13 protein-coding genes are annotated in these 21524 nt (G+C 56.3%); 4 read left to right on the forward strand and 9 right to left on the reverse strand.

The window, feature by feature from the left end:
• Positions 1-4 precede the first annotated feature (4 nt).
• On the reverse strand, positions 5-3124 hold the full coding sequence (gene pruA, locus OSO_RS0131295; RefSeq protein WP_237729354.1) for an L-glutamate gamma-semialdehyde dehydrogenase: 3120 nt from the start codon (positions 3122-3124) through the stop codon (positions 5-7).
• A 238-nt stretch (positions 3125-3362) separates the two neighbouring features.
• Between pruA and OSO_RS0131300 the strand changes: the two genes are divergently transcribed.
• Positions 3363-4106, forward strand: a complete 744-nt coding sequence (locus OSO_RS0131300; RefSeq protein ID WP_010586857.1) for a HEAT repeat domain-containing protein — start codon at positions 3363-3365, stop codon at positions 4104-4106.
• 306 nt (positions 4107-4412) lie between these two features.
• Here OSO_RS0131300 and OSO_RS0131310 read toward each other — a convergent pair whose 3' ends face one another.
• The 3 genes from OSO_RS0131310 to OSO_RS0131320 form a co-directional block, all read right to left on the reverse strand.
• The gene (locus OSO_RS0131310) at positions 4413-5729 is read right to left on the reverse strand and encodes a DUF1501 domain-containing protein (protein ID WP_029247675.1); all 1317 of its coding nucleotides are present in this window, start codon (positions 5727-5729) and stop codon (positions 4413-4415) included.
• 71 nt (positions 5730-5800) lie between these two features.
• Positions 5801-7771: a DUF1549 and DUF1553 domain-containing protein gene (locus OSO_RS0131315; RefSeq protein WP_010586859.1), complete on the reverse strand. Its 1971-nt coding sequence runs from the start codon at positions 7769-7771 to the stop codon at positions 5801-5803.
• A 220-nt stretch (positions 7772-7991) separates the two neighbouring features.
• Positions 7992-8981 carry an ATP-grasp domain-containing protein gene (locus OSO_RS0131320; RefSeq protein ID WP_157605557.1) on the reverse strand — a complete coding sequence of 330 codons (990 nt, stop codon included), beginning with the start codon at positions 8979-8981 and terminating at the stop codon, positions 7992-7994.
• A 425-nt stretch (positions 8982-9406) separates the two neighbouring features.
• Between OSO_RS0131320 and OSO_RS0131330 the strand changes: the two genes are divergently transcribed.
• The 3 genes from OSO_RS0131330 (at position 9407) to OSO_RS48845 (ending at position 13102) form a co-directional block, all read left to right on the forward strand.
• Complete coding sequence (locus tag OSO_RS0131330) at positions 9407-10606, forward strand: Gfo/Idh/MocA family protein (protein WP_029247677.1); 1200 nt, start codon at positions 9407-9409, stop codon at positions 10604-10606.
• Positions 10607-11067: 461 nt separating this feature from the next.
• Positions 11068-12054: a hypothetical protein gene (locus tag OSO_RS48840; RefSeq protein WP_050986223.1), complete on the forward strand. Its 987-nt coding sequence runs from the start codon at positions 11068-11070 to the stop codon at positions 12052-12054.
• A gap of 154 nt (positions 12055-12208) precedes the next feature.
• Positions 12209-13102: a hypothetical protein gene (locus OSO_RS48845; protein ID WP_010586864.1), complete on the forward strand. Its 894-nt coding sequence runs from the start codon at positions 12209-12211 to the stop codon at positions 13100-13102.
• A 211-nt stretch (positions 13103-13313) separates the two neighbouring features.
• Here the strand turns inward: OSO_RS48845 and OSO_RS0131355 are convergent, their stop codons facing one another.
• From OSO_RS0131355 to OSO_RS0131395, 5 genes are all read right to left on the reverse strand, one after another.
• Positions 13314-13892 carry a carboxypeptidase-like regulatory domain-containing protein gene (locus OSO_RS0131355; RefSeq protein WP_010586865.1) on the reverse strand — a complete coding sequence of 193 codons (579 nt, stop codon included), beginning with the start codon at positions 13890-13892 and terminating at the stop codon, positions 13314-13316.
• Positions 13893-14372: 480 nt separating this feature from the next.
• Positions 14373-14930, reverse strand: coding sequence for a carboxypeptidase-like regulatory domain-containing protein (locus tag OSO_RS0131365; RefSeq protein WP_010586867.1), 558 nt, complete (start codon positions 14928-14930; stop codon positions 14373-14375).
• A 515-nt stretch (positions 14931-15445) separates the two neighbouring features.
• Complete coding sequence (locus tag OSO_RS0131375) at positions 15446-16918, reverse strand: SDR family oxidoreductase (protein ID WP_010586868.1); 1473 nt, start codon at positions 16916-16918, stop codon at positions 15446-15448.
• A 336-nt stretch (positions 16919-17254) separates the two neighbouring features.
• Positions 17255-18502, reverse strand: a complete 1248-nt coding sequence (locus OSO_RS0131390) for a rhomboid family intramembrane serine protease (RefSeq protein ID WP_157605559.1) — start codon at positions 18500-18502, stop codon at positions 17255-17257.
• A 162-nt stretch (positions 18503-18664) separates the two neighbouring features.
• A complete protein-coding gene (locus tag OSO_RS0131395) occupies positions 18665-20920 on the reverse strand; it encodes a sulfatase family protein (RefSeq protein ID WP_010586870.1) in 2256 nt (751 codons plus the stop codon).
• Between the last annotated feature and the right edge of the window lie 604 nt (positions 20921-21524).

Raw genomic sequence — 21524 nt, forward strand, 5'->3', positions numbered from 1 at the left:
GTCATCAGGCTTCGTCCGCGCCCGATTCACTTTCGCTCGTCGGAGGAGCAAAACCACGACGCAGCGTATTCTCGGTCACGTTGATCGGAATCAAGAAGTGCTTCAAGTAGTCTGGTCCGCCCGCCTTGCTTCCGATACCGCTCAGCTTGAAACCACCGAACGGCTGCCGCGCCACCAGAGCACCCGTGATCGGGCGATTCAGATACAAGTTGCCCACGACAAACTCTTGACGGACCCGTCGCAGGTTCGCGGGACTGCGACTGTAGCAGCCACCCGTCAGTGCATAGTCGGTTCCATTGGCGATCGTGAGAGCCTCGTTGAAGTCTTTTGCCTTGAACACAACCAGGACCGGTCCGAAGATCTCTTGTTGAGCCAATTTCGCATCTGGTGGAACTTCGACGAAAATATGGGGGCCAACGTAGTACCCCTTCGAAGCCAGCTTCGCATCGACTTCGCCGTAGAGAAGTTGGCCCTCGGTCTGACCGTGTTCGATATATTTCAGAATTCGGTTGTACGAGTCTTCGTCGATGACAGGGCCGATATCGGTGGCGGGATCGTCCGCGGGCCCCACTTTCAACGACTTGGCAGCTTCCACCAATCGTGAGAGAAATTCATCGTAGGCGTCTTCCAGCACGATCACGCGCGAGCAGGCCGAGCATTTTTGACCGGCATACCCAAAGGCGCTTTGAGCAACCCCCACGACGGCTTCGTCCAAGTCGGCATCGCTATCGACGATGATGGCGTTCTTGCCGCCCATCTCGGCAATGACGTGCTTGACGCCCAGTTGCGAAATGTGCGACGCAGCAGCCTGTTCATTGATGGCGAGGCCAACGGGCCGCGATCCGGTGAAGGCGATCATATCGACGTTGGGACTGCCCACCAGTTCGGGACCGATCTCTTCGCCGACACCGGGCACGAAACTGACAACGCCATCGGGAATACCAACGGTCTGAATGATTTCCAGCAGTTTCGTCGCAACCACAGAGGACTGCTCAGACGGCTTCATCACCACGGTATTCCCCGTGACGAGTGCCGCTGCGGTCATGCCCGTCAGAATTGCCAGCGGAAAATTCCACGGAGCGATCACGGCGACCACGCCACGGGCACGATAGAAATAGCAATTTTCTTCGCCGGGCAAGTCCGTCCGCAGCGGCGCGTCGAGATACCGCATCTGCTGCGAATAGTAGACGCAAAAATCGATCGCCTCACAGACTTCGGCATCGGCTTCCGCCCAGGGCTTTCCACACTCATAGACCTGCCAGGCCGCCAGTTCGTACCGACGTTCGCGCATTTCCTTGGCCATCAGCTCGAGATACTCGGCGCGATACTGCACTTCGGTCTTTGCCCAGGCGGGCTGAGCACGTCGGGCGGTATCGATGGCCAACACGACATCGTCGGCGGTCGCCGATGCGATCCGGCCAATGACTTGAGACTTCTTCGAAGGGTTCAGCGAAACCATCATCGAGCGCGCGTGAATCGCTTTTCCCCCGATGACAATCGGATACTCCTTGCCCAGATCGTCGCTGACGGTATCGAGCGCCGACAGCATGGCCTCGCGGACGTCTTCACGAGAGAAGTCCGCAATCGCTTCGTTGACGAATTCCGGTCGCACAGGTTGCTTCTTCGGGGTGCTACTCGCGAGTCTGGCCGGCTTCATCAGTAAATCCTCGATCTTGACGTTCTCGTCATAGCTATGTCGCAAAAAGGAATCGTTCGACGTGTTCTCGAGTAATCGCCTTACGAGATAGGCCATTCCCGGCATCAACTGGCCGAACGGTGTGTAAATTCGAACGCGGTAGCCCAATTCGCTGAATGCCCGGGCCTGCTCACCGGCCATCCCATACAGCATCTGCAATTCGAAGGCGCTGTCGGGGACATTCAGCTCCTTTGCGGTCGCAATGACGTACGACAAACTGCGTAGGTTGTGGCTGCCGAACGCCGGCTGCAACACGGTGTAATTTTCGAGCAGCAGTCGAGTCAAACGCTCGTAATTGTCATCCGATTGCCACTTTTCTTCGAAGACGGGCGACGGCCAGTTCCGGCTTTGGGCGATGACGGTTTCGTAGTCCCAGTAGGCCCCCTTCACCAGTCTGATCCAAACCGGCGTACCGCGTTCCTGGGCCCATTCCAATAGTCCCATCACATCGCGTTCAGCCTCGGGAAGATATGCCTGAATGACGATTCCAACATCCGCCCAATCACGAAATTCGTCTTCCAGCAATGTCTGCTTGAAGATGTCGATCGTCAGATCTTTGTAGGCATACTGTTCCATATCCACATGGACGTATGCGTGGCTTTCCCGAGCCTTGCGCAGCAGTGGCCGCAATCGCTCTTTGACGGCCGCCGCAGTCCCGAGAACGTCCATGGGACGGAAGTGACTGACGAGTGCCGACAGCTTGATGGAAACATTCACGCGGGGAATCGCACGTTCGTGATCGTAGTCGGTCTGCGCATTTTCCGGCCACGCATTGACCACTGGCGCCAGACCGTCGATCAGCTCCAGGTACGACCGCTGATACGCTTCGGCCTCGGCCTCGGAAATGACGGCTTCGCCCAGGAGATCGAGCGTGAACGCAAAACCCTGCTTGCGGAGCGAAGTGACACCGGTCAAGACTTCGCTGACATTTGAACCCGCAATAAACCGCCGAGCCATTCGGGCCGCGTTTCCGCGAGCGTTGTAGGCCAAGGCTCGCGACAGCACGGAATCGGGAGACAGGTGTTCGACCCCGAACCGAACCATCTCGATCGCAAGTGGCAGGTGTTCTTTGACTTCCAGAAAGTATTCTTGCAGGTGCCGCGTGACATCGCGATGTGTCTTCAAGCGAGGAAGCACATCGACGAAGCGAAACATCTGCACTTTGAGCGATTCGTCGGCCATGGCAGCGCCGAGAATGCGGTCATCCCACCAGCGCCGCTCGAACATCGACGGCCGCCGCCGCGAGAGATGTTCCCAGATGTCAGTTCCCACACGCTGAGTTTCAGCCTCAACCCGCGCAGCATCCCATTCCGTCGGCGTCTGGACTGCCACGGTTTCAGGTGCCACTTTCTTCCGAGTCGGAGGGCTTGAGACCTCCGGATTCGAGACATCGGTTTCGGCGTTTTTTTTCGTAGACTTTTTGGCCAAGGTCGCATCCGTGCTGAACGGGAAACGCAAGTTGTCGGACCGGGGATTCTATGCGAGCCCCCGCGCGATTGGGTAGAGTGTCATTCAAAACCACGATTGTCGAGGTCTAGATTCCGGCCAAATTCGCTGGAACACCCGACAGACGCCATTTTCCAGGTGTTACACGGCATCGATCGCGGTGAACAACAGAACCTTCGCGACACCAGTCGCATCAGAATTCCACAACGAAAGCCCCCGGATGGCCAAACTGCCACTTCCTTTTTCCAATCAATCCGTCAGTGAATGGACGGTACAACTTCAGCAGTCCCCGGCCGCCGAAGACCGTCTGCGCGCCTTGCAGGCCATCAGCCTGCTCGCCCAAACGGATGAAACGAACCGAATCGCCCATAACGCATTAGATGACGCTGATTCGATGGTGCGAGCGATGGCCGCCCGGCTGCTGGGTCGTGAAGGAATCGAGACATCGAACGAAACACAAGCCAAACTTGTTAATTTGCTTGGCGACGATGACCCTGACGTTCAATTCGAATCCGCCCGGACGCTGATCCGGAAAAAGTCGAGTCGAGCGGAACTGGCATTTCCTTCCCTGTTTGCCCGTCTGGATGAAGCAGAAACCCCCGCACTGATGCTGGCTGCCGTCATTAGTACGCTGACCGAGGCCGACTTGGACCAGCAAACAATCGAACGTGAATTCCGCCCACGCGTGACGGCTTGGTTGGAACATGATCGCGGCGAAGTTCGCGAAGCGGTGGCGAGTGCCTTCGCGAAATGGCCCGCAATGTCGGTTCAGTGCGTCGACCGGTTGATTCCCCTGCTCGAAGACAGCGAGCCGGTTGTCCGCGAAAAGATCGCGATTGCGCTGGGGCAGTCGGGAATCAAAAGCGATTTGATTCTTGCGGGATTGGAAACAGCCCGCATGGACGAAGACAGTGAAGTCGCGCGTGTGGCATCAGAGGCGCTGGCGAAACTCAAATCCGAGTGAGTTTTGTGTGCCAACTCATCAACATCGATTTGCGAGGTGAAATTCCGCATGCATTCATGAACGCAAACCAGACACACACACCCAATCCAGGCGAGTTGGGAAACGTTCGCTCTCAGATCTTCTAGTCTTCGTTTCTCGAAGATGCATTTCCTCGTTCCTCGCTACCAAGCTTCCGCATTGGTAGTGCCTCATACGATCCCGGTTTCTGTCGAGCAGGAAAGTGGCCTGGGTTCAAACAAAGGAAACAGGCGCCTGGCGGAGCCAGCCCCCTTTGTTTGAACGTTTCTCGGCTCGCCTGGCGCGTTGTCAGGCGAAGAGCTTCAGCAAGGGGTCGCCGTCGTGTGCCACTTTAAACGGGCGGCCTGATTTCGAATGAAACTCTTCCTTAAGAGGCAGCCCCAGTGCGTGGGCAATCGTCGCGTTGAAATCGGACATCGTGACGCCATCTTCTTCTGGCCGTAAGCCGTCCTGGTCCGAGCGGCCATAGAAGCAGCCCCCGCGAATTCCGCCGCCTGCGAAGAATCCCGAGAAGACACCCGGGTGATGATCGCGACCTCCGTTCGCATTGATTTGCGGACTGCGCCCGAATTCGGTTCCCAAAACCACCAATGTTTTCTCGAGTAGACCTTTGGACTTCAGGTCTTGAATCAAGACAGAGGCGGCTCGATCAAGATTCGCGGCATGCGCTGGCAATTTGTCGTTCTGGTAGATGTCGGTATGCATGTCCCAACCACCCAAGCCGATTTCGATGTAACGCACGTCGTGCTCCACCAGCCGCCGTGCCAGCAGACATCCCTGGCCGAATTGGTCACGACCGTATTTGTCGCGGACATCGGGCTTCTCTTGATTGAGGTCAAACGCCTTCAGTTCTTCGCTGTGAACGAGTTGATTCGCCTGGCGATAGAATTCGGTATACGCGTCGACTTGCTTCTGTGGGTATTTCTTACGGAAGCCGCTATCGAACTTGTTGATTAGTTCGAGCCGCTTCTCAAATGACGCTTCGGTCAGATACTTCGGCGTTACGGTGTTCTGAAGTCCCGCGTTGGGATCGCCAATGGGAATCGGCGTGTACGCGGGCTCGAGAAAGCCGGCCCCCGGATGGCGGGCATCGCCCGAGATCAACACATTGTCTGGAAGTGTTTTGTTCTGTCGTCCGAGAATTTTGAGTGCCCAAGCTCCCATCCCCGGGTGCCGGATCGTGGCGATGTTCTTGTAACTGGTACGCAGGAGATAGCGCCCGCCGTCGTGATCGCCGGTTTCGGTGTGCAGCGTACGAATCACCGCCAATTCGTTGGCGACTTTGGCCAGTTCGGGCAGCGTCTCGCCAAATTGCATTCCGGGAACATTCGTCGCGATCCCCTTCGTCTCGCCCTGAGTTTCGCGGCCTGGCTTCAGGTCAAAGGTGTCCAAGTGCGTCATCGCGCCGTTCATGCAGAGGAAGATCACGTGCTTTGCCGTTCCCCCTTTTTTGCCATCATGCGCAGGCGGTGATGGCTCGGCATCCTTTTTCACGGCGGCGCTCAGGGCCGCACCGGGAAGCAGCGACACCCCCAGAAACGTGCGGGCAGCTTGCTCCATAAACAATCGACGTGACACATACGACTGAAATTCGCTGAACATCATTCATGACTCACGACATTGGACGGACCGCCAAGACACGACACATTAGGACGATTGTCCCACCATCCGTACGATCACTGGATGAACAGGAACTCACGCGTATTCACCAGTGCCCAGACCACATTTCCATAACCAGCGTCACCATGCGCCTTCACTTCGCCCAAAGCCGCCTGACGTTCTTCGGCCGAGGGCTTTCTGGCCAGGATCGAGAGAAACACAATGTCGACCCGCGCCTCGGGTGACTTGTCGACGAAGACGTTCTTGCAAAGCACAGAGGTTGGTTCGAGCAGCATGTGCGTGATCGGACCATTGAACATTTGCAGGACTTGAGGAACCGAACCATCGACGGATGAGGCCTCGATTGATTCACGATCTGACTGACCGAATTGTCGCAGAAAGTGTCCGGGCGGCCGGGGCGAGGGCAATTCGGAGGCACGCACCAGCAGCGTGCCCTTATAGGAATGATCCTTATCACGCGCTTCACGCGTTTTCCTCAGTTCAGCAGATCGTAGTTGCTGATCGCGTTTGTAAACTAGATCGGCAGTTGCCGTTGCCAGATCAATATTCACGAGCTTCGCCTCGACGGAAGCAGGCTCGGCCTGATACTCGTTCGGCTTGTAGGCAGCCAGCGTGATAAAGCTGTCCCAGACCTGTTCTGCCGTCATTCGTCGCAGAATTGGGCCGGGGAAATGGAACTCGTCGCCGGGATTCACCTCGGCGTGCGCCGCTTCGCGCTGATACGCCTTGGTGTTGTAGATGATCCGCAAATACTCCTTCAGATCAAACTTGACTCTGACCATTTCTGCGGTGAGAAACTCCATTAATTCCGGATTCTCGGGCTGGCTGTCATCTTTGATGTCATCAATCGGTTCGATCAGCCCAACACCAAAAGATTTCTTCCAAAGACGATTGGCGATCGTCTTGCCAAATCGTGGATTCTCGGCCGAAGTCAGCCAGCGAGCGAACGCGATTCGTGGCGGCTCGTCTTTCTCCAGCTTCGCCTGAGGTTCGAAAATGGTCTTCGGATCGACGGCCTGCTTGGGCTTCGCGTCATCGTACTGATAGTCATGGGGCAACTGCAGCTTCGCAGGACGGTCATAGACCTCCGCCAGATTGCTGACCAGCAGTCGATTGTATTTTCCACCGCCATCGAACTTCGGATCGACCTTCTTAAGGTCCGTTCTCAGTTTGTTGACGACGTTGCCGCCACCAAACTTCTTATCCCCCGCACCCCGTCGGGTTGTGGTGCCGAACGTGAATGCGGCCATTTCGTAGAACTCTTTCTGAGTCCATCGATCGAACGGATGGTTATGACATTGCGCGCATCCGATCTGGGTCCCAAGGAAGACTCGGACCGTGTTATTCATTGCATCGAGCGGCATCCCGGAATCACGGAGAATGTATCCTGCCGCGGGGTCATCCCAGATCTTTCCCTCTGCCGTCAGCATCTCGTACACGAACTTGTCATACGGCATGTTCATCTCAAGGCTGACTTTCACCCATTCGCAGTAGGGACGGCCTGGAACATTGTTGGCGATCTGGCCATCTTTGAGTCGCAGAATATCTGCCCAGTAGTTGTAGAAGTTGCTCGAATACCCTTCTTGACTGAGAAGCGAATCGATCAACCGGGAGCGTTTCTCGTGATCAGGACTCGTCAGAAACGCTCTCGTTTGCTGAAGCGTCGGGATCGTGCCGACAATCTCTAGATAGATGCGACGCAAGAATTGTTCGTCGCTCGTCGGCGTATTCGGTGAAACCTGATGCTTCAGCAGATTGGCATCGATCAGTTCATCGATCCTCGCCGCTGACGCCAACGCGGCTTTGCGGGTCGAAGCATCGATCTTTGCAATCTGTTGTGAGCGTAGTGGCGCGTGAACCGCGGGTTCGGCTTTCTTTTTTTGTTTTGGTTTCCGATTCCCGGGGACGGTCTTCGGCTGAGCGGCTTGGAGCTGCGACGCCACGAACGATATCCCGCGATCGATCGAAGACATTCCAATCACTTCGACCGCGACAATCACAATCAACAAGTTACGTAGCTGTACCATGGACTGACATTCCCGCCGAGCCATTCAGGTCTCTCACGTTGTCCTTGTCTTTCTAAACAATTCAGTACCGTGTTTGTTCCGGCGGTTTCACCGCTTTTCCATCGGTTCGCGGAAGTTGAAGCGGATACACGCATCGCTCGACGAGGACAAGACTTCCACTACCAAACAATAGCCCATTTCTCGGGCGGCCCCTGTCGTGTTCGCTGATTTTTTCGTGATCTCAGCCGATGCCAAATTCGATCGGCCCACAAGAGTGAACAAATGCCACCTGAGGGTCCGTGGACAACCAAAGCTCGGGCAATCGATTCGAAATCAGTTGCCGATACCCCACGTAGGACGTCGTCAGGCGTGGATTGATCTCAACAATCGAGACATCCCCCTGCTCTGTCAGCAAGAAATCGATGCCAACGTATCCCACGAGCCCGGGGATTGTCTGACACGTCGCACGAACCAACGACTCAATCCGAGTGGTTTGTTCAGCGGAGATCATGGCGGGGATGGCTCCGCCCAAATAGCGAAAACGACCGTCATTGGAGAGCCGCTGCGTGCCAATCGGTAGGCAAGTACGCCACTGTCCATCCAGGCCCAAGATAGCCACGGTCGACAGGGCACTGCCCGACACAAACGGTTGGCGCAGTGCACGATCTGCCAGATTGGCCTGCCGGTATCGCTCTGCGGCAGAATGCCAATCTTGCGTGCTCTTCACCAGGAACGTCAGATTGGAACCGGCGCCGTCACGGGGCTTCAGGACTAGCGGCGGCGAATCCTTGGGAAAACCTCGATCCCAATCCGCGAGCGCGGTGGGAATTGTCGGCAGGCCACGTGACTGCAAATGCACTGCCAACCGCAACTTGTCGCCGCACAGGCCTATCGCCGCAGGCGAACAATTCCACGAGGACACCCCCGCCTCGACCACTCGTCGACAGCGGGACGCGAGAATCCCGTCAGTCTCTGGTGCGATGACGAGGACGGCGTCTACCACGGACAGCAATTCCTCAAATACGTTCGATTCGTCAGCAGGCCCCTGAACGTGAATCACCTGGCCGTCAAGATTTGCCCGCACGCCCTGTTGCAGCGTCGTAACAACCTGGAAACCCGGCATCTGGGCAAAGTCGGAGACGAGAGCGGTCAGCATCGCCAACCCTTCGCGCTGCATCGATTCGCTCGCGCTGCCAACGTCCGCACCGCCGCCAACGAGATATTCGGACACAAAAACGCGCACCAGACGAGCCCTGCAGTCAACAAAATTTCAGGAAACGGAACAGTCCGCGAACATCGTAGCAGCCGAGGGAATCGAGGGGGATCGGCACCTAGTCATTCCAAGGGTGTCTTATTTTCAAATCCACGCAAAGCCCGCCCCCATCGTTTCAACAAGGCCCCTTGCTGCATCGAATGGTCCATGACATTCGTTGGAAAACTCGGAATCAAGCCGATATGCTGCGAATCCGCAGACGGAAGACAAAGATCTCTGGCAGACGCCAGATTCACGAAAATCATCCGTGACGAAACTTCGTAGTGGATGCGGCGTTCCACTGCGAGGCGGCCTGTTGTGACCGCCAAGCGTTTGAAGTCAGGCCGATCCCGATGCTGGAGCGACTCTCCAGCGACCAACTCGACGAAAATGAGGAATACGACATGGAGACGACCAACGGATCGCTCAACCGCAAGCTTCGCATGGCTTTAGTGGGCGGCGGACAGGGCTCGTTTATTGGCCGCGTGCATGCCACCGCGGCGGTGCTGGATAATCGTGCGGCGCTTGTCGCCGGCGCTCTCTCCTCTGATCCCGCCCGCGCGAAGGCGTCCGCTCCTGCGTATGATATCGCCAACGATCGTGCCTACATTTCCATTGATGAACTTTGCCAGAAAGAAGCGGCACTCCCCGCAGACAAGCGAATCGATTTTGTCACGGTCGCGACACCGAATCACACGCACTTCGCGATCGCGAAGACCGCCCTGCAAGCGGGATTCAACGTCATCTGCGACAAGCCAATGACGTTCGACCTGGCTCAAGCCGAAGAACTTGCGAAGCTGGTCGAAAAGTCTGGGGCGGTGTTTGCGGTCTCGCACAACTACACTGGCTATCCCTTGGTGCGTCAGGCACGTGAGATGATCCTGGGTGGCGAGCTGGGCGAAATCCAAGCCATTCGCTCAAACTACATTCAGGGATGGCTGCGGACTCGACTGGAATCGTCGGACCAGAAGCAAGCCGCCTGGCGTACCGATCCGTCAAAATCCGGTGCGGCGGGTTGCTTCGGCGATATCGGAACACACGCGTACAATCTGGCCCGATACATGACGGGACTGTTACCCGCCGAAGTGTCTTGCCATCTGAAAGCGTTTGAACCGGGCCGGAAACTGGACGACTACGGTCATGCCGTCGTTCGATTCGAAAATGGTGGACTTGGATCGGTCACCGCCAGTCAAATTTCGCACGGTCGTGAGAACGATCTGTTCATCGAAGTTGATGGAACCAAGGGCGCGATCGCCTGGCGACAGGAAAACCCAAATGAAATGACGTTCCGGCGCAACGGCCATCCACACGCAATCTATACCCGCGACCCGAATGCGCCATTCATGAACGCTTCTGGGAAAGCCGCTTGCCGTTTGCCGAGCGGTCATCCCGAAGCCTTCTTCGAAGCATTCGCCAATATCTACCGCTTTGCGTACGACGATATGGTCAAACGGGCGGCGGGTCAGTCATTTGAGCGTTTCAACACGATTTATCCGAACGTCTACGATGGCGTGGAAGGGATGTATTTCATCCAGCAATGTGTCGCCAGCAGCGCTCACAACGGTGCCTGGATGCCACTGAAGCATCCGGTCGCCCGACGGTAACGCCCGCAAATTGTTTTTTTCGTCGACATCCAATGCTCGCGAGCCGTCGCTTTGACAGTTCGCGAGCATTTCTCATTTTCCGCTCGCCAAGTCCACCATTCAGTGAGTGTGGACTTACTTCAATGGCATTTTTTGGGGTATCTCCTCGCGAGTGTGGCAGGTTCTGCCTGATTCAATTCTGATCCTGTACTAATACGGCATTCTTCAGGTCCCATGACAACTGGTTTTTCGTCGAGTACTCCGTCTCGCCGATGAAAGAAATCACGAATGGCCCAGGACAACAGGGACAATCGATACAGTCACGAGGGACATGTTCCCTGTCGTGGTTCGTTTCCCAACGGGAAAGTCAGAATTGTCGAGTCGTCGTGGAATCGGTATCAGTCCCGCCATCGGTTGCATTGCGGCGTTCGCCCCTCCGGCTGTTTCCGAAACGTGGTCAAGTCCGAATTGAAAGAGTGACTGTGGCTGATGCGACGACGTATGTCTTCTCGGCGACTTCCACAACGCTTCTGACGTGGTTCGCGCTGATGGTCGGCATCGGCGGCAGCGGATGCGCCTCGGTTCCTTATCAGTGCGGTTGTTTTCACGCCGCCAGTGAAGACTCGTCCACCGAGGTCACCTTCGAATATGGGAAACCTCAAAAGTGCCTGGACAACATCGCCTGGTTCACGGGAATCTGGTCGCGAGCCCTGTCACTCAACACCAACGTGAATAAGCACGAGCTTTCCGAGGAAAACAAGGAAAAGCTCATCGCCTACATGATCGACAACGATCTGGGTGACGTTCTCGTTCGGGTCAATCAATATGACCCGAAGGGCGAATGGCGCCGCCTGCGTGAGAACGATCGAATTGGTTTCGGCTGGCGGTATTCCGTCGGTCTGCTGAGCATGGCCCACTACACGCTGCTGCCTGGGCGCGTCCTGGGTGGCGACCAATACAATCCATTCACGAATACGCTTTCGATCAATTCTGACGTGGCGGCCGTTGCGCTTCACGAAGCGGCGTTCGCCAAAGACATTCATGCGCGGCCGCTTCCCGGCAGCTATGCCGTGTTGAACGAATTCCCCATTGTGTCCCTCTGGCGTCATACGACCGGCGTCAACGACGTACTCGGCTATGCGCAGACGAATGACGACTGGTCCATCGAGCATGAAACCTACCGGGTCGTCTACCCCCAGATTGGTGTTCATACAACAACAGGGACGGGAACAATGATGCCGTTCTGGGAAGGAATGCTCGTCTCTGTCGCCGGAGCAACTTGTGGACACGCCACCGGCCAGATCGCGATTTCACAACGATCTGCAGAGCGTAAATCCAAGCAAGAAGCAGAGGAATTCACCGACGAAACAGAACTTGTCGATCTTCGGCCGATCGCGCCCGAGAAACGGCCAGCCACGGGGAACATCCAATTCACCAACCACGAATCCAACTGGTTGGAGGACGAATGATTGATCAGAGCGACCTACCACATCGTCAATTGACCATCCCCACACATCAATGGCGCGATGTTGATCGCCTCCATGCCGCTTTTCGAATGCCTCGATCCCTCTGACGCCCTTGCCCCCCCAGCAACCGAAACAGCAACCGAATCGAGACCCGGACATGCGCCCCTCCACTCAATACCTGCTGCTGACGGCTTGCCTGATCTCCACGATGGGGTGCGCCAGTGGCTTGGGGTCGTGGTCAGGACTGGGCAAGTCCCCCTCAGCTGAAGTTTGCGTGCGTCCACAGATCGAACGGGGGCAGCCACGACCACTTGTCGATGGCATCGGCTGGGTGTTCGGCATCCCCTCCAAAATCATCTTGTGGGACACGCGCGTTGACAATCACAGTATCTCGGACGATACGGAACAGGCGATTGCGCAGTACGTCAACGACCAAGAACTGAGTCACACGAAAGTCCGAATCAACCAATACGCGCCACTCGATGAATGGAAACGGCTGACCGCCAATCATTCCGTGGGCTGGGGGTGGAGATATTCGCTGGGGACACTCACCTGGCTAGAGGAAACGATTTTACCGGGCCGCTTGTTTGGAACGGATCACTACAACCCGTATACGGACACCATCTCGATTTACTCCGATGCCCCGGCCATTGCCATCAAAGAAGGCAGTCGGGCACGTGATGTGAATTCTCGCCAATACCCTGGCACTTATATGGCCGTCAATTCCTTGCCGCTGATTTCCATGTGGCACGATACCGTCGCGACGCAATATGCCCTCGAATACCTGCGTGATGAACACGACGAATATGTTGAAGAGGGATATCAGCTCCTTTACCCGGCGTACGGGGCTCACCTGGGCGGCGACCTGGTTTCGTTCACAACGGTACCCACCACGTTGGGGGCAGCGGTCGGATCGATTCCCGGTCACATTTTGGGGCGACGCGAAGCGCAGCGGCACCATCCGAAGGAAACCGCCCGAGCTCAATCAACGGTCCTCGACGCGCATCCAATGGCCTCAGATGACACTGATGAGTCGATCTCCCAGCCCTGAAACTTGATCGGCGCGAACCCAGGTTCACCGTGCAACTGATCTGAATCCGACTCAGAACAGAAGTTGCTGGAAGCAATCGATCGTTGCGTTTGAGGGCATGACTCCGCCTACCTATCGACGAGGACAGCCATCAGGCCGATGAATCGCGGATGTGATTTGCGAAAACGCGTTGCGAAGCGTCTTCTGAGAATCGGGACGCAAATCGTCTGGTTCAGGGAGACTTTTTGCTGTTCTCATCCGCCGCTCTCGCAACCCGATCCGCATGCAAAGCTACAATCAAACTGGCGAGTGCAAGTCCGGTTGTGGACGCCAACAGGATCAAACCAAGATTTTCGCCCACGATTGTTTGAGACAGCCCGTACTGACCGCGAGCCCCATTTTCACCGACGACGAGCAGGCAATGAGGCATCGCCGAAGGAGGGGCCGATTTTTCGGTCCAGACGCGATAATGTCCGACCGTATTTCCCGTTCCGACCTCGTAGATTCCCGTTTTCAAGTTGCGCAGTACAAAGCGTCCCTGCTCGTCCGTTACCGACTGACCGGCTTCGACGGCCCCTTGCTTCGCCGTGACGGCGGCGCCAACAACGCGTTCGCCGTTCGGGTTGATCACTCGGCCCGAGATCGTCCCGTCGGCAGACAGCTTGACGTCAAGAATCGAATTCGGTGCAACCACTCGAACACGCGGGGCAACTGTCGTCTCACCACCCAGCAGGCTCACTTGTGGGACCACGATGCCAATCGTCGCCAAGGCCACAGCGGCTGTCGTCAGGAAGTTGAATGTGCGTCTCATTAACGGATCCTTCTCGGTCGCGACAAGCCCCCCCAAACGCGATTCAATTTTGCGGATCGAGTTCGAGTCACGCGCGTCATGGGTGGTCGATACGAGGTCAGATCGTGATTTTCCTCGTCGCGACAGATGCGTCGAGTGAGGAATGAGAGAATCGACACAAAAATGGGGATCGCACAGGGCGATTCTGTGAGTTCCCCCTTCACGACCTGCGAAAACTGCCGCCAGATGCCGCGATGATTTCCACCGAAACCGCTGTTTGAAGCTCTTGGCCTGAACGTCATCCGCGTCAGGATCGCCCCTTCAAGGCCGGAAACATTGAACGCCAAAGACGAAAAAACACCTCGCAATGGGTGTCATCCATTGCGAAGTGTTTTGAAAATTCATTCACGTCTGCTGCCGCGATGATGCGTCGCGGGAAAAACGAACTGCTGAGACCGAGGGGGTGATCACCAGGCAGACGCGTGACGCATCATTCACCAATCAAGGTGAATGGAAAGCATTGTCGGCGGATCGTTTCGCATTGGTCGCGATGACCAGAGCCGTGATACTGGCTGCCAGTGCCACAGCAACCGACGACGCGACGATGATACCGTTGAGATCCATCACGCCGTATTGCCCACGAGCCCCGTTCTCACCCATCACGAGCAGGCCCTGCGATTTCGCAGAGGGTGGTGCGGTCTCTTCCGACCAGAACCGATATGCCCCTTCTGTTGAACCTGAGCGAACGAGGTATTGGCCCGAGCTTAGGTTCTTCACGGAGTAGACGCCTTCTCGGTCCGTCACGGTCTGCGCCACAACGGTGGAACCGCGTTTGACTTCCACTTTGGCGCCCTCAATCGGGGTGCCGGAATGATCCACAACGCGTCCCTGGAACTTTCCATCGGCTCCAAGTCGCACATCAAAGATCGTGCTTGAAGGCACAATCTTCATCGCGTTCACACGTGCCTGTTCCGCCGCCAGCATTTGCGATTTCGGAAAGACAACACCAGCAATCGCCAAGGCGACGATTGCACATTTGAATAGACCACTCTTACGCATAGACAGCTCCATCTCAAATCTTGGTCAAATGCATCCAAGTCTCAATTAGAGACAGAGGGTCGGAATGACGCGCGACTGGCGTCTCCGGCTCGAACCAAAGCCGTGATCTCGTATGGCGTGGACACTGCATCGTGTTTCGATGCGTTGCCTGACGGATCAAAATAATGCACGCCAACTCATCAGGCCACGACGGCAATGACGAATCCCTCGCTGTGACAGGCGATCCGCCCATAAAAAACATCGGCACGCTCAATCACGCTTGTCCGACGAATCAAACTCGATCGTTACAATCGTTCGAAACGGAATTCCCGGGGCATAAAAGCAACAAGCGAGTCCCGATCGTCGCAGGATCGGGGCTCGCTTGTCTCAAGTTCGGCAGGAATCACTGCAGGCTATCGGCCAGCGTCACGGATCTTCGCTTCGCAGCAACGGTCTTCACCGTGAAAACCGCCGCCGCGCGACGCACGGATGGATGGACGAAGCCCTCTCGTGAAACCGATCAATCGCACCGACGACTACTTCACGGGCTGCGCCACCAATTGATCAAGGATTGTCGCATACTCATTCAGGCTGCGCCCATTGCCATGCAATTGGGCCGAACCGTTCTTGAATGCCTGCTTCCATGTCGTTCGACCGCCTGCAAGATCCGCATACGTATCGATGTCGAGCTGGCAGGTTGCCAGGCGATCGGCATGGATCCCCGTTTCGACGCCAATCAGTTCGTCGCCTCGGACGACCAATTGCCATTGGCCGCCACCATGTCCGACGATTTCGAGCCCCAGCAAACGTTCGTCCGACTCAGCCAGCGAGACGTTTCCAGCCTGCTCGATGAGATGCTGCAAGTGCCCTTCGGCATCGAATTGAGGCTCGAGCGGCTTCTTGCTGGGGGTTGGAAATCCACTTTCGATCGCAATACGTGACAGCTTCACCAGCAAGTCACGATTGACGTGCGGACAGGGCAAATTCGGAGCGGCCATTTCAGTATTGGTGAGATCGAACTCAGGGTCCATCTTCCAATACGAGTTGTAAACGCGAATATGTTCGTAGAACAACAATTCCGACTCCGACGGATCGTCGGGCTGCATATCCGTTCCACAGAAACTGGCACCGTAGAAGCCGGCCGACTGCTCCAGGACGTCGCGGATCAGGCGAACCGTTACCGGGTGCTTCGGCGTCAGATGGTACGTCTTCCCATGCCACATCGCGTGCGTGATGACCTGTGCCATCACGGCGGAAACCCAATCGACGGGAACGAGATACTTGGTTTCGTTGCCGGTTAGGGTTAAGCGGGTTTTCTCGCCACCGACCAAGCCTGTTTCGTTCGTTGGCAAGGCCCGAACCAGCGTATGAACGAGCTGCAGCGCGGCATAGTAACCGTGATACGTGGTCGTCATGCCGGTTTGAGAATCACCGATGATGATCCCGGGCCGGAAGACGGTCGGCTCGTCCAGGAAGTCGGCTTCGCGAACCATCGTCTCCGCTTGCAGCTTACTGCACTCGTAGTCGTTCGAGAACTTCTGTCCGACGTCGAGCTCCGTTTCAAGTACGCGCCCCTGTCGCAATCCGGCGACATAAGCCGTCGAAACATGATGGAACTTACGAATGCCGGTATTACGGCAGAAGTCCAGCACATTTCGCGTACCGCCGATGTTGGAACGCCACGGCTCGCCCTCTTTGCTGGTCGAGTGGAACGTCAAACTTGCGGCGTTGTGGATGACGGCCGAACAGTATTCGGCAGCCCATCGGATGTTCACCGCATCCAGTCCAAGGTCGGGAAGCGCAATGTCCCCTTCCAACACGACGGGGCGCGGCAATGGTCGACCCAATTCCACATCCCATGCACACAACGCAGCTTCGATCCGCTGGCGTGCCGTCTGTTTTCGATTGGGTCGCACCAGCACGGCGACCGGTATGTTTTGAAGCAGAAGGTCACGTAACAGGTAGTTGCCGAGCAGGCCGGTGGCCCCGGTCAACAAATGATAACTCATATGGGGAAATTCCGCTGAGACTACTGAGTGGCACAACTCTTGTGTGCGCGGTCGGAACCCTCGTCCTGAAAGTCCACTAAGTGTATCGCCTCGAACTCGACCAATTCAATCGTCTTCCCGGACACGAAACGGTGTGCAACATTCCGCTGCTGAAAAAGTTTCGCTACGTGGCGAATTGATCAGATTGCGTTCGATCGTTCTTGCAGATCAGTCTACCGACATTTTTCTGAAATTCGACTTTTTTTCCCGGAATCTCAAATTCTGGAACTGAAACCCCGGAAAGCAAATCGTTCATTGTCCGGTAGACCAAACGTATCGTCTCGTTGCGGCGAAGAGTTAAAGCGTTTTCCCTTCCACGGCCTCATCCTGCTCAATCGGTGCCTTAGAACCGGCCCCGCTCAAGCAACCTGTAAATACGTCCAGGTCAGGGAGCTCCAGCTTCTGATCCAAAGCGAACTCGCGAAGGTCCACCGGCGGACCGGCATCTTCCGAAAAGCCGTCCTTTTTCGCGACGACAGACACACCATCTGACCGGATCTGCGCGAGCCACCTGCCGCTCAACTGGCCGAAGGACTGATCGAGAATCTCAGTCGCCCGGGTACGCTCAATCACACCAAGTCTCCTCCAGAGCCTTCGCGTTCCTTCCATCAGGGGGGAACTGCTTGGATTCGCGAGAAGTCCCCGAACCAGACGACTCCAGGCTTCCAGCGGATCATGTCGCAGCTCTGCACTTTGAGACCAACGGAGCCAAACCGCCGTTAGAGAGGGATCGCAATGAATCGCCCGCTCCAGGCGCCGCTCACTCTGTTCCAAATCTCGAGTCGTCACAGCGCGATACCAAAAGTACCGCCCTGACCAAGTGGGATGCACGACACTCCACATTGCTGGCACGAGACAGAAGTGCAGAAGGACCAGCGCGACTCGGGCCATCGCAAACCGCTTAAGCGGGCCACCGAATACCACCCCGACGACGGCACCGTAGCACAAGCCGACCAAAAGACTGAGGACCGGCAGATCTCGGCCGCCGATCACTTGCACGCCGAAGGCAAGCAGCATGCCACAAAGCCCCAGATAGGCCGCCTGTAGGGAAAATAGCTGGCCCACACTTCGATCGAATTCTCGCAATACGACAAACGCACCGAACATCGCCGCATTGACGCCAAATAAGCCATTGCTCGCATGCCCCACGGCCAATTCGGCCATTGTGGGAAGGCAAACGGCGACGACCAGGAACATCGCATACGAGAAGTGGCCCCAGTACTTTTCGAGTCGCAGCCCGAGAAAACCTGTCACCCCCAGATTCAGGACCAGAACGAACAAATCGTCGTGGTGAAACGACGACAGAGGAATCCGCCACCACTCACCTTCCCAAATATCAAAAGGTCCATTGAGTTCCAATTCCGGAACTCGATGAATGCCATCATGAAGATCGAAGAATGTTCGCGACTGAATCGCCCCCCAAATGCGTTGGGCGTCATCCAGCCGCTCATGGCTCCACATCGATTGAACGACGCAGCCCAAGTAAAGAGCGACGCAGACGATGACCACCTCGGCCGTGACAGGAGCAACACGAATCCAGCGCAAAGCAACACTCCACGAACAGTTCGACAGGTCGCATTCTAGCAGCCCGGGAACGGACCTGAAGACCGCGTCGTCTTTCCGCACCAAAATTCATTCGACGGGGGGAACGAATGGAACATCAAGTCGAGTCAACGACCCATGGAAACAAACGTAGTCCACCGCTAATCATGGACGGGCGGGATCACCGTGGTTCGCGTTCGAAGATGCCGCTGCGTACTGAGCCAGTTCCCGCTGCGCTTTGAGAATCATCATCGCCCGCCCGCCATCTTGGGCAACGGCCAACGCCGCCTGGGCCGTTAACACAGCCTGCGAAACCTGTTCCATGGCGGCCTGCGCGGCAGCCAAAGCAAGCAGCGTCTCCACTTCGCGATGGTCCGTCAGTCGGCAAGCCAGTTCGGCAAGAGATTTGGCGCGCGACGGATTTCTCAAAGTCGTCTGAGGACTCGTGGACAACAACCGCGAGAAATGAACAAGGACCTGAATGTGGTGCGGATCTCGTTCAAGAATGCCTTCATAGGCGCGAATGGCTTCGTCGTCACGTCCTGATTGTACCCAAAGTTCTGCCAAATGGATTTCGGCCGCGACATACCTGGGATGCTGCTTCAGGATCGCACGATACTGTTGCGCCGCAGCGTCTGTTTTCCCCTCGCCGCGCAGTGCGTCCGCGAACCCGAGTCGCGCTTCGACAAGATCGGGAGCCAACTTCATCGCGACGGTATAAGCGGCAATCGATTCCTCCCACTGCGACAACTGGCGACTCACTTCACCCAGAAAGAACTGTCCATCAACGGCGGATGGTTCTCGGCGAACAGCCACACGAAGTTCTTCCCTCGCCTCGTCAAAGCGATCCTGCGCAAGCAAAGTGCGTCCCAAAGCGATCCTCGCAAAATTCTGGTGCGGATCGAGCGTCAACGCTCTCCGATAACAGTCCTCTGCCCGAGTGAAATTTTCTTGCCTGGCATAGCAGATCCCCAATGTTCCCCATGCCTTCGGATAATCAGGAAGAGCTTTGACCGCGGCCTCGAGAATTCTCTCGGCATTTTGCAGATCGTTCCGGTCAATCAGGTGCATGCATTGATGAACTTGTTCGGCGTAAACGATCGTATCTTTGATGTCCCGCTGGGAGTCACTCGCCGGTGTCGCTGGTGGTTTTCCTGCGGTATAGCCCAATGTCGCCAAAGCGCGCTGTTCGTCCTGGCTGAGAACGGCGGCGCGGCCAACGCGAAGCGTTCGCTGCGACTCCCAATCGGTCAATTCTTGCTCCAGACGCGCCGCTTCATCGGGCTCATCGGCCAGAACGTTTCTCAGTTCTCCCGGATCATTCAGCAAGTCGTACAACTCGGGGCGTTTAGACTGAATGAACTTCCATCGTGAAGTCGTCCAGGTGCGTAGCGGCGTCCACCCCCCTTCCAGGTAGGGAGCTTCCGATTCACCGTAACAGGCGAATCGCCCCGCCCGTTCAAGGGAAGAAAACAGTGGCAGTTCGTGTCCGGTCAGCCCTGGCGGCGCCGTGATCCTCAATTGCCGCAAGACGGTCGGCAACAGATCCACCAACGAGACGGGGTCGGTGACACTTTGACCTGATTGGGAGCTTCGTGGATCGACGACAATGAGCGGCACACGCATCGTCGAATTGTAAGCCAGATAGCCATGGGTCGATTCCTGATGTTCGCCCAGACCTTCACCGTGATCCCCAGCGACAACGATGACAGTCGAATGATCCTGTCGCGAGTGTCGCAGGCGTTCGAGAATCCGCCCCACGTGCTGATCGACATACGCCAGCTCGGCATCATACGGCCGCGACCGGAATTCATCACCAAAATCCTCTGCATGATCTCGATAGGGCTCATGTGGGTCATACAGGTGGACCCAGCAGAAAAATGGCTTGCTTGATTCCAGCCCGAGCCACGAAAGCGCGGCGGAAACGGTCTGTTCGGCAACGCGTTCAGACTCGACGCCCCCAGCCCCCGAGCCGAGCCGATCGTCATAACAATCGAAACCGCGCGACAAACCGAAGCGAGATTCGAGCACTAACGACGAAACGAAGCCACCCGTTCGATATCCCCGGCGCTGCAGAACTTGGGCGAGAGTCGTCACATCCTCGGGCAGTTGGTTTGTGCCATTGATCCGCAACCCGTGTTCAGGAGGCATCAGCCCCGTGAACATCGTGGCGTGCGATGGCAGCGTGATTGGTACGGCGGTGTACGCATTCTCGAAAACAACACCGCGCGCCGCCAACTGATCAAGGAACGGCGTCTTTGCCAAGCGATAGCCGTAACATCCCAAGCGATCTGCTCGTGTGGTGTCGAGCGTAACGAAGAGCAAGTTCGGCCGCGGGGAACCTTGCCACCATTTCCAACTGCCCAGAACAACTCCAACAACGAAGGCAAATACCACAACGGCGTTCAGTCGGCGGCGCATGCGACTCTCCCTCATACAGCCTACTGAAGTAACGGGGGCTGGCTCCGCCTGGATTCAATACCCCATGATACCGTCAAGGTCCAGGTGCCTGTCCCCCTTATTTCAACAGGCTGAAAGACGATCCCACGGTGAGTCGAGGACGTGTCATTTCCGACCGGAGAGCGGCACCATCGACAATCATAGCGAGCGTTAATAACGCGGAACACTTCCGTGCTCCAACCCATTTCGGCGACAGAATTGCGAGACAAACATAACACTTCGCTCAAGAACGGTGATTTTTTGAAGAGCCGACTTGAACGCATCAATTTTGACTGTTATCCTCCGCTGCGACTTCGCAAATTCTTCGCAAAACGTGGTTTCGGGCCGGAAATCTGTCGAACAGCGAGACCTGGACTGTTCGATTTGGATCTCAAATTCGCTCGCGATGGCGGTGGCGTCCTCGATAGCTCTCGCCCAAGCAACAATTTGACCCAATATCGTTGTTCGTTGCTTTAGTCTTCATCGATTTTATCGTCCGAATGACGATCGACTTCAGGGTCTGTTTCTCAATTGGTCGAAACTTCTCAGGCCTGCGTTGGTTGGTTGACGGTTCCGTGCATCCACA

The organism is Schlesneria paludicola DSM 18645, from assembly GCF_000255655.1.
GTDB lineage: Bacteria > Planctomycetota > Planctomycetia > Planctomycetales > Planctomycetaceae > Schlesneria > Schlesneria paludicola.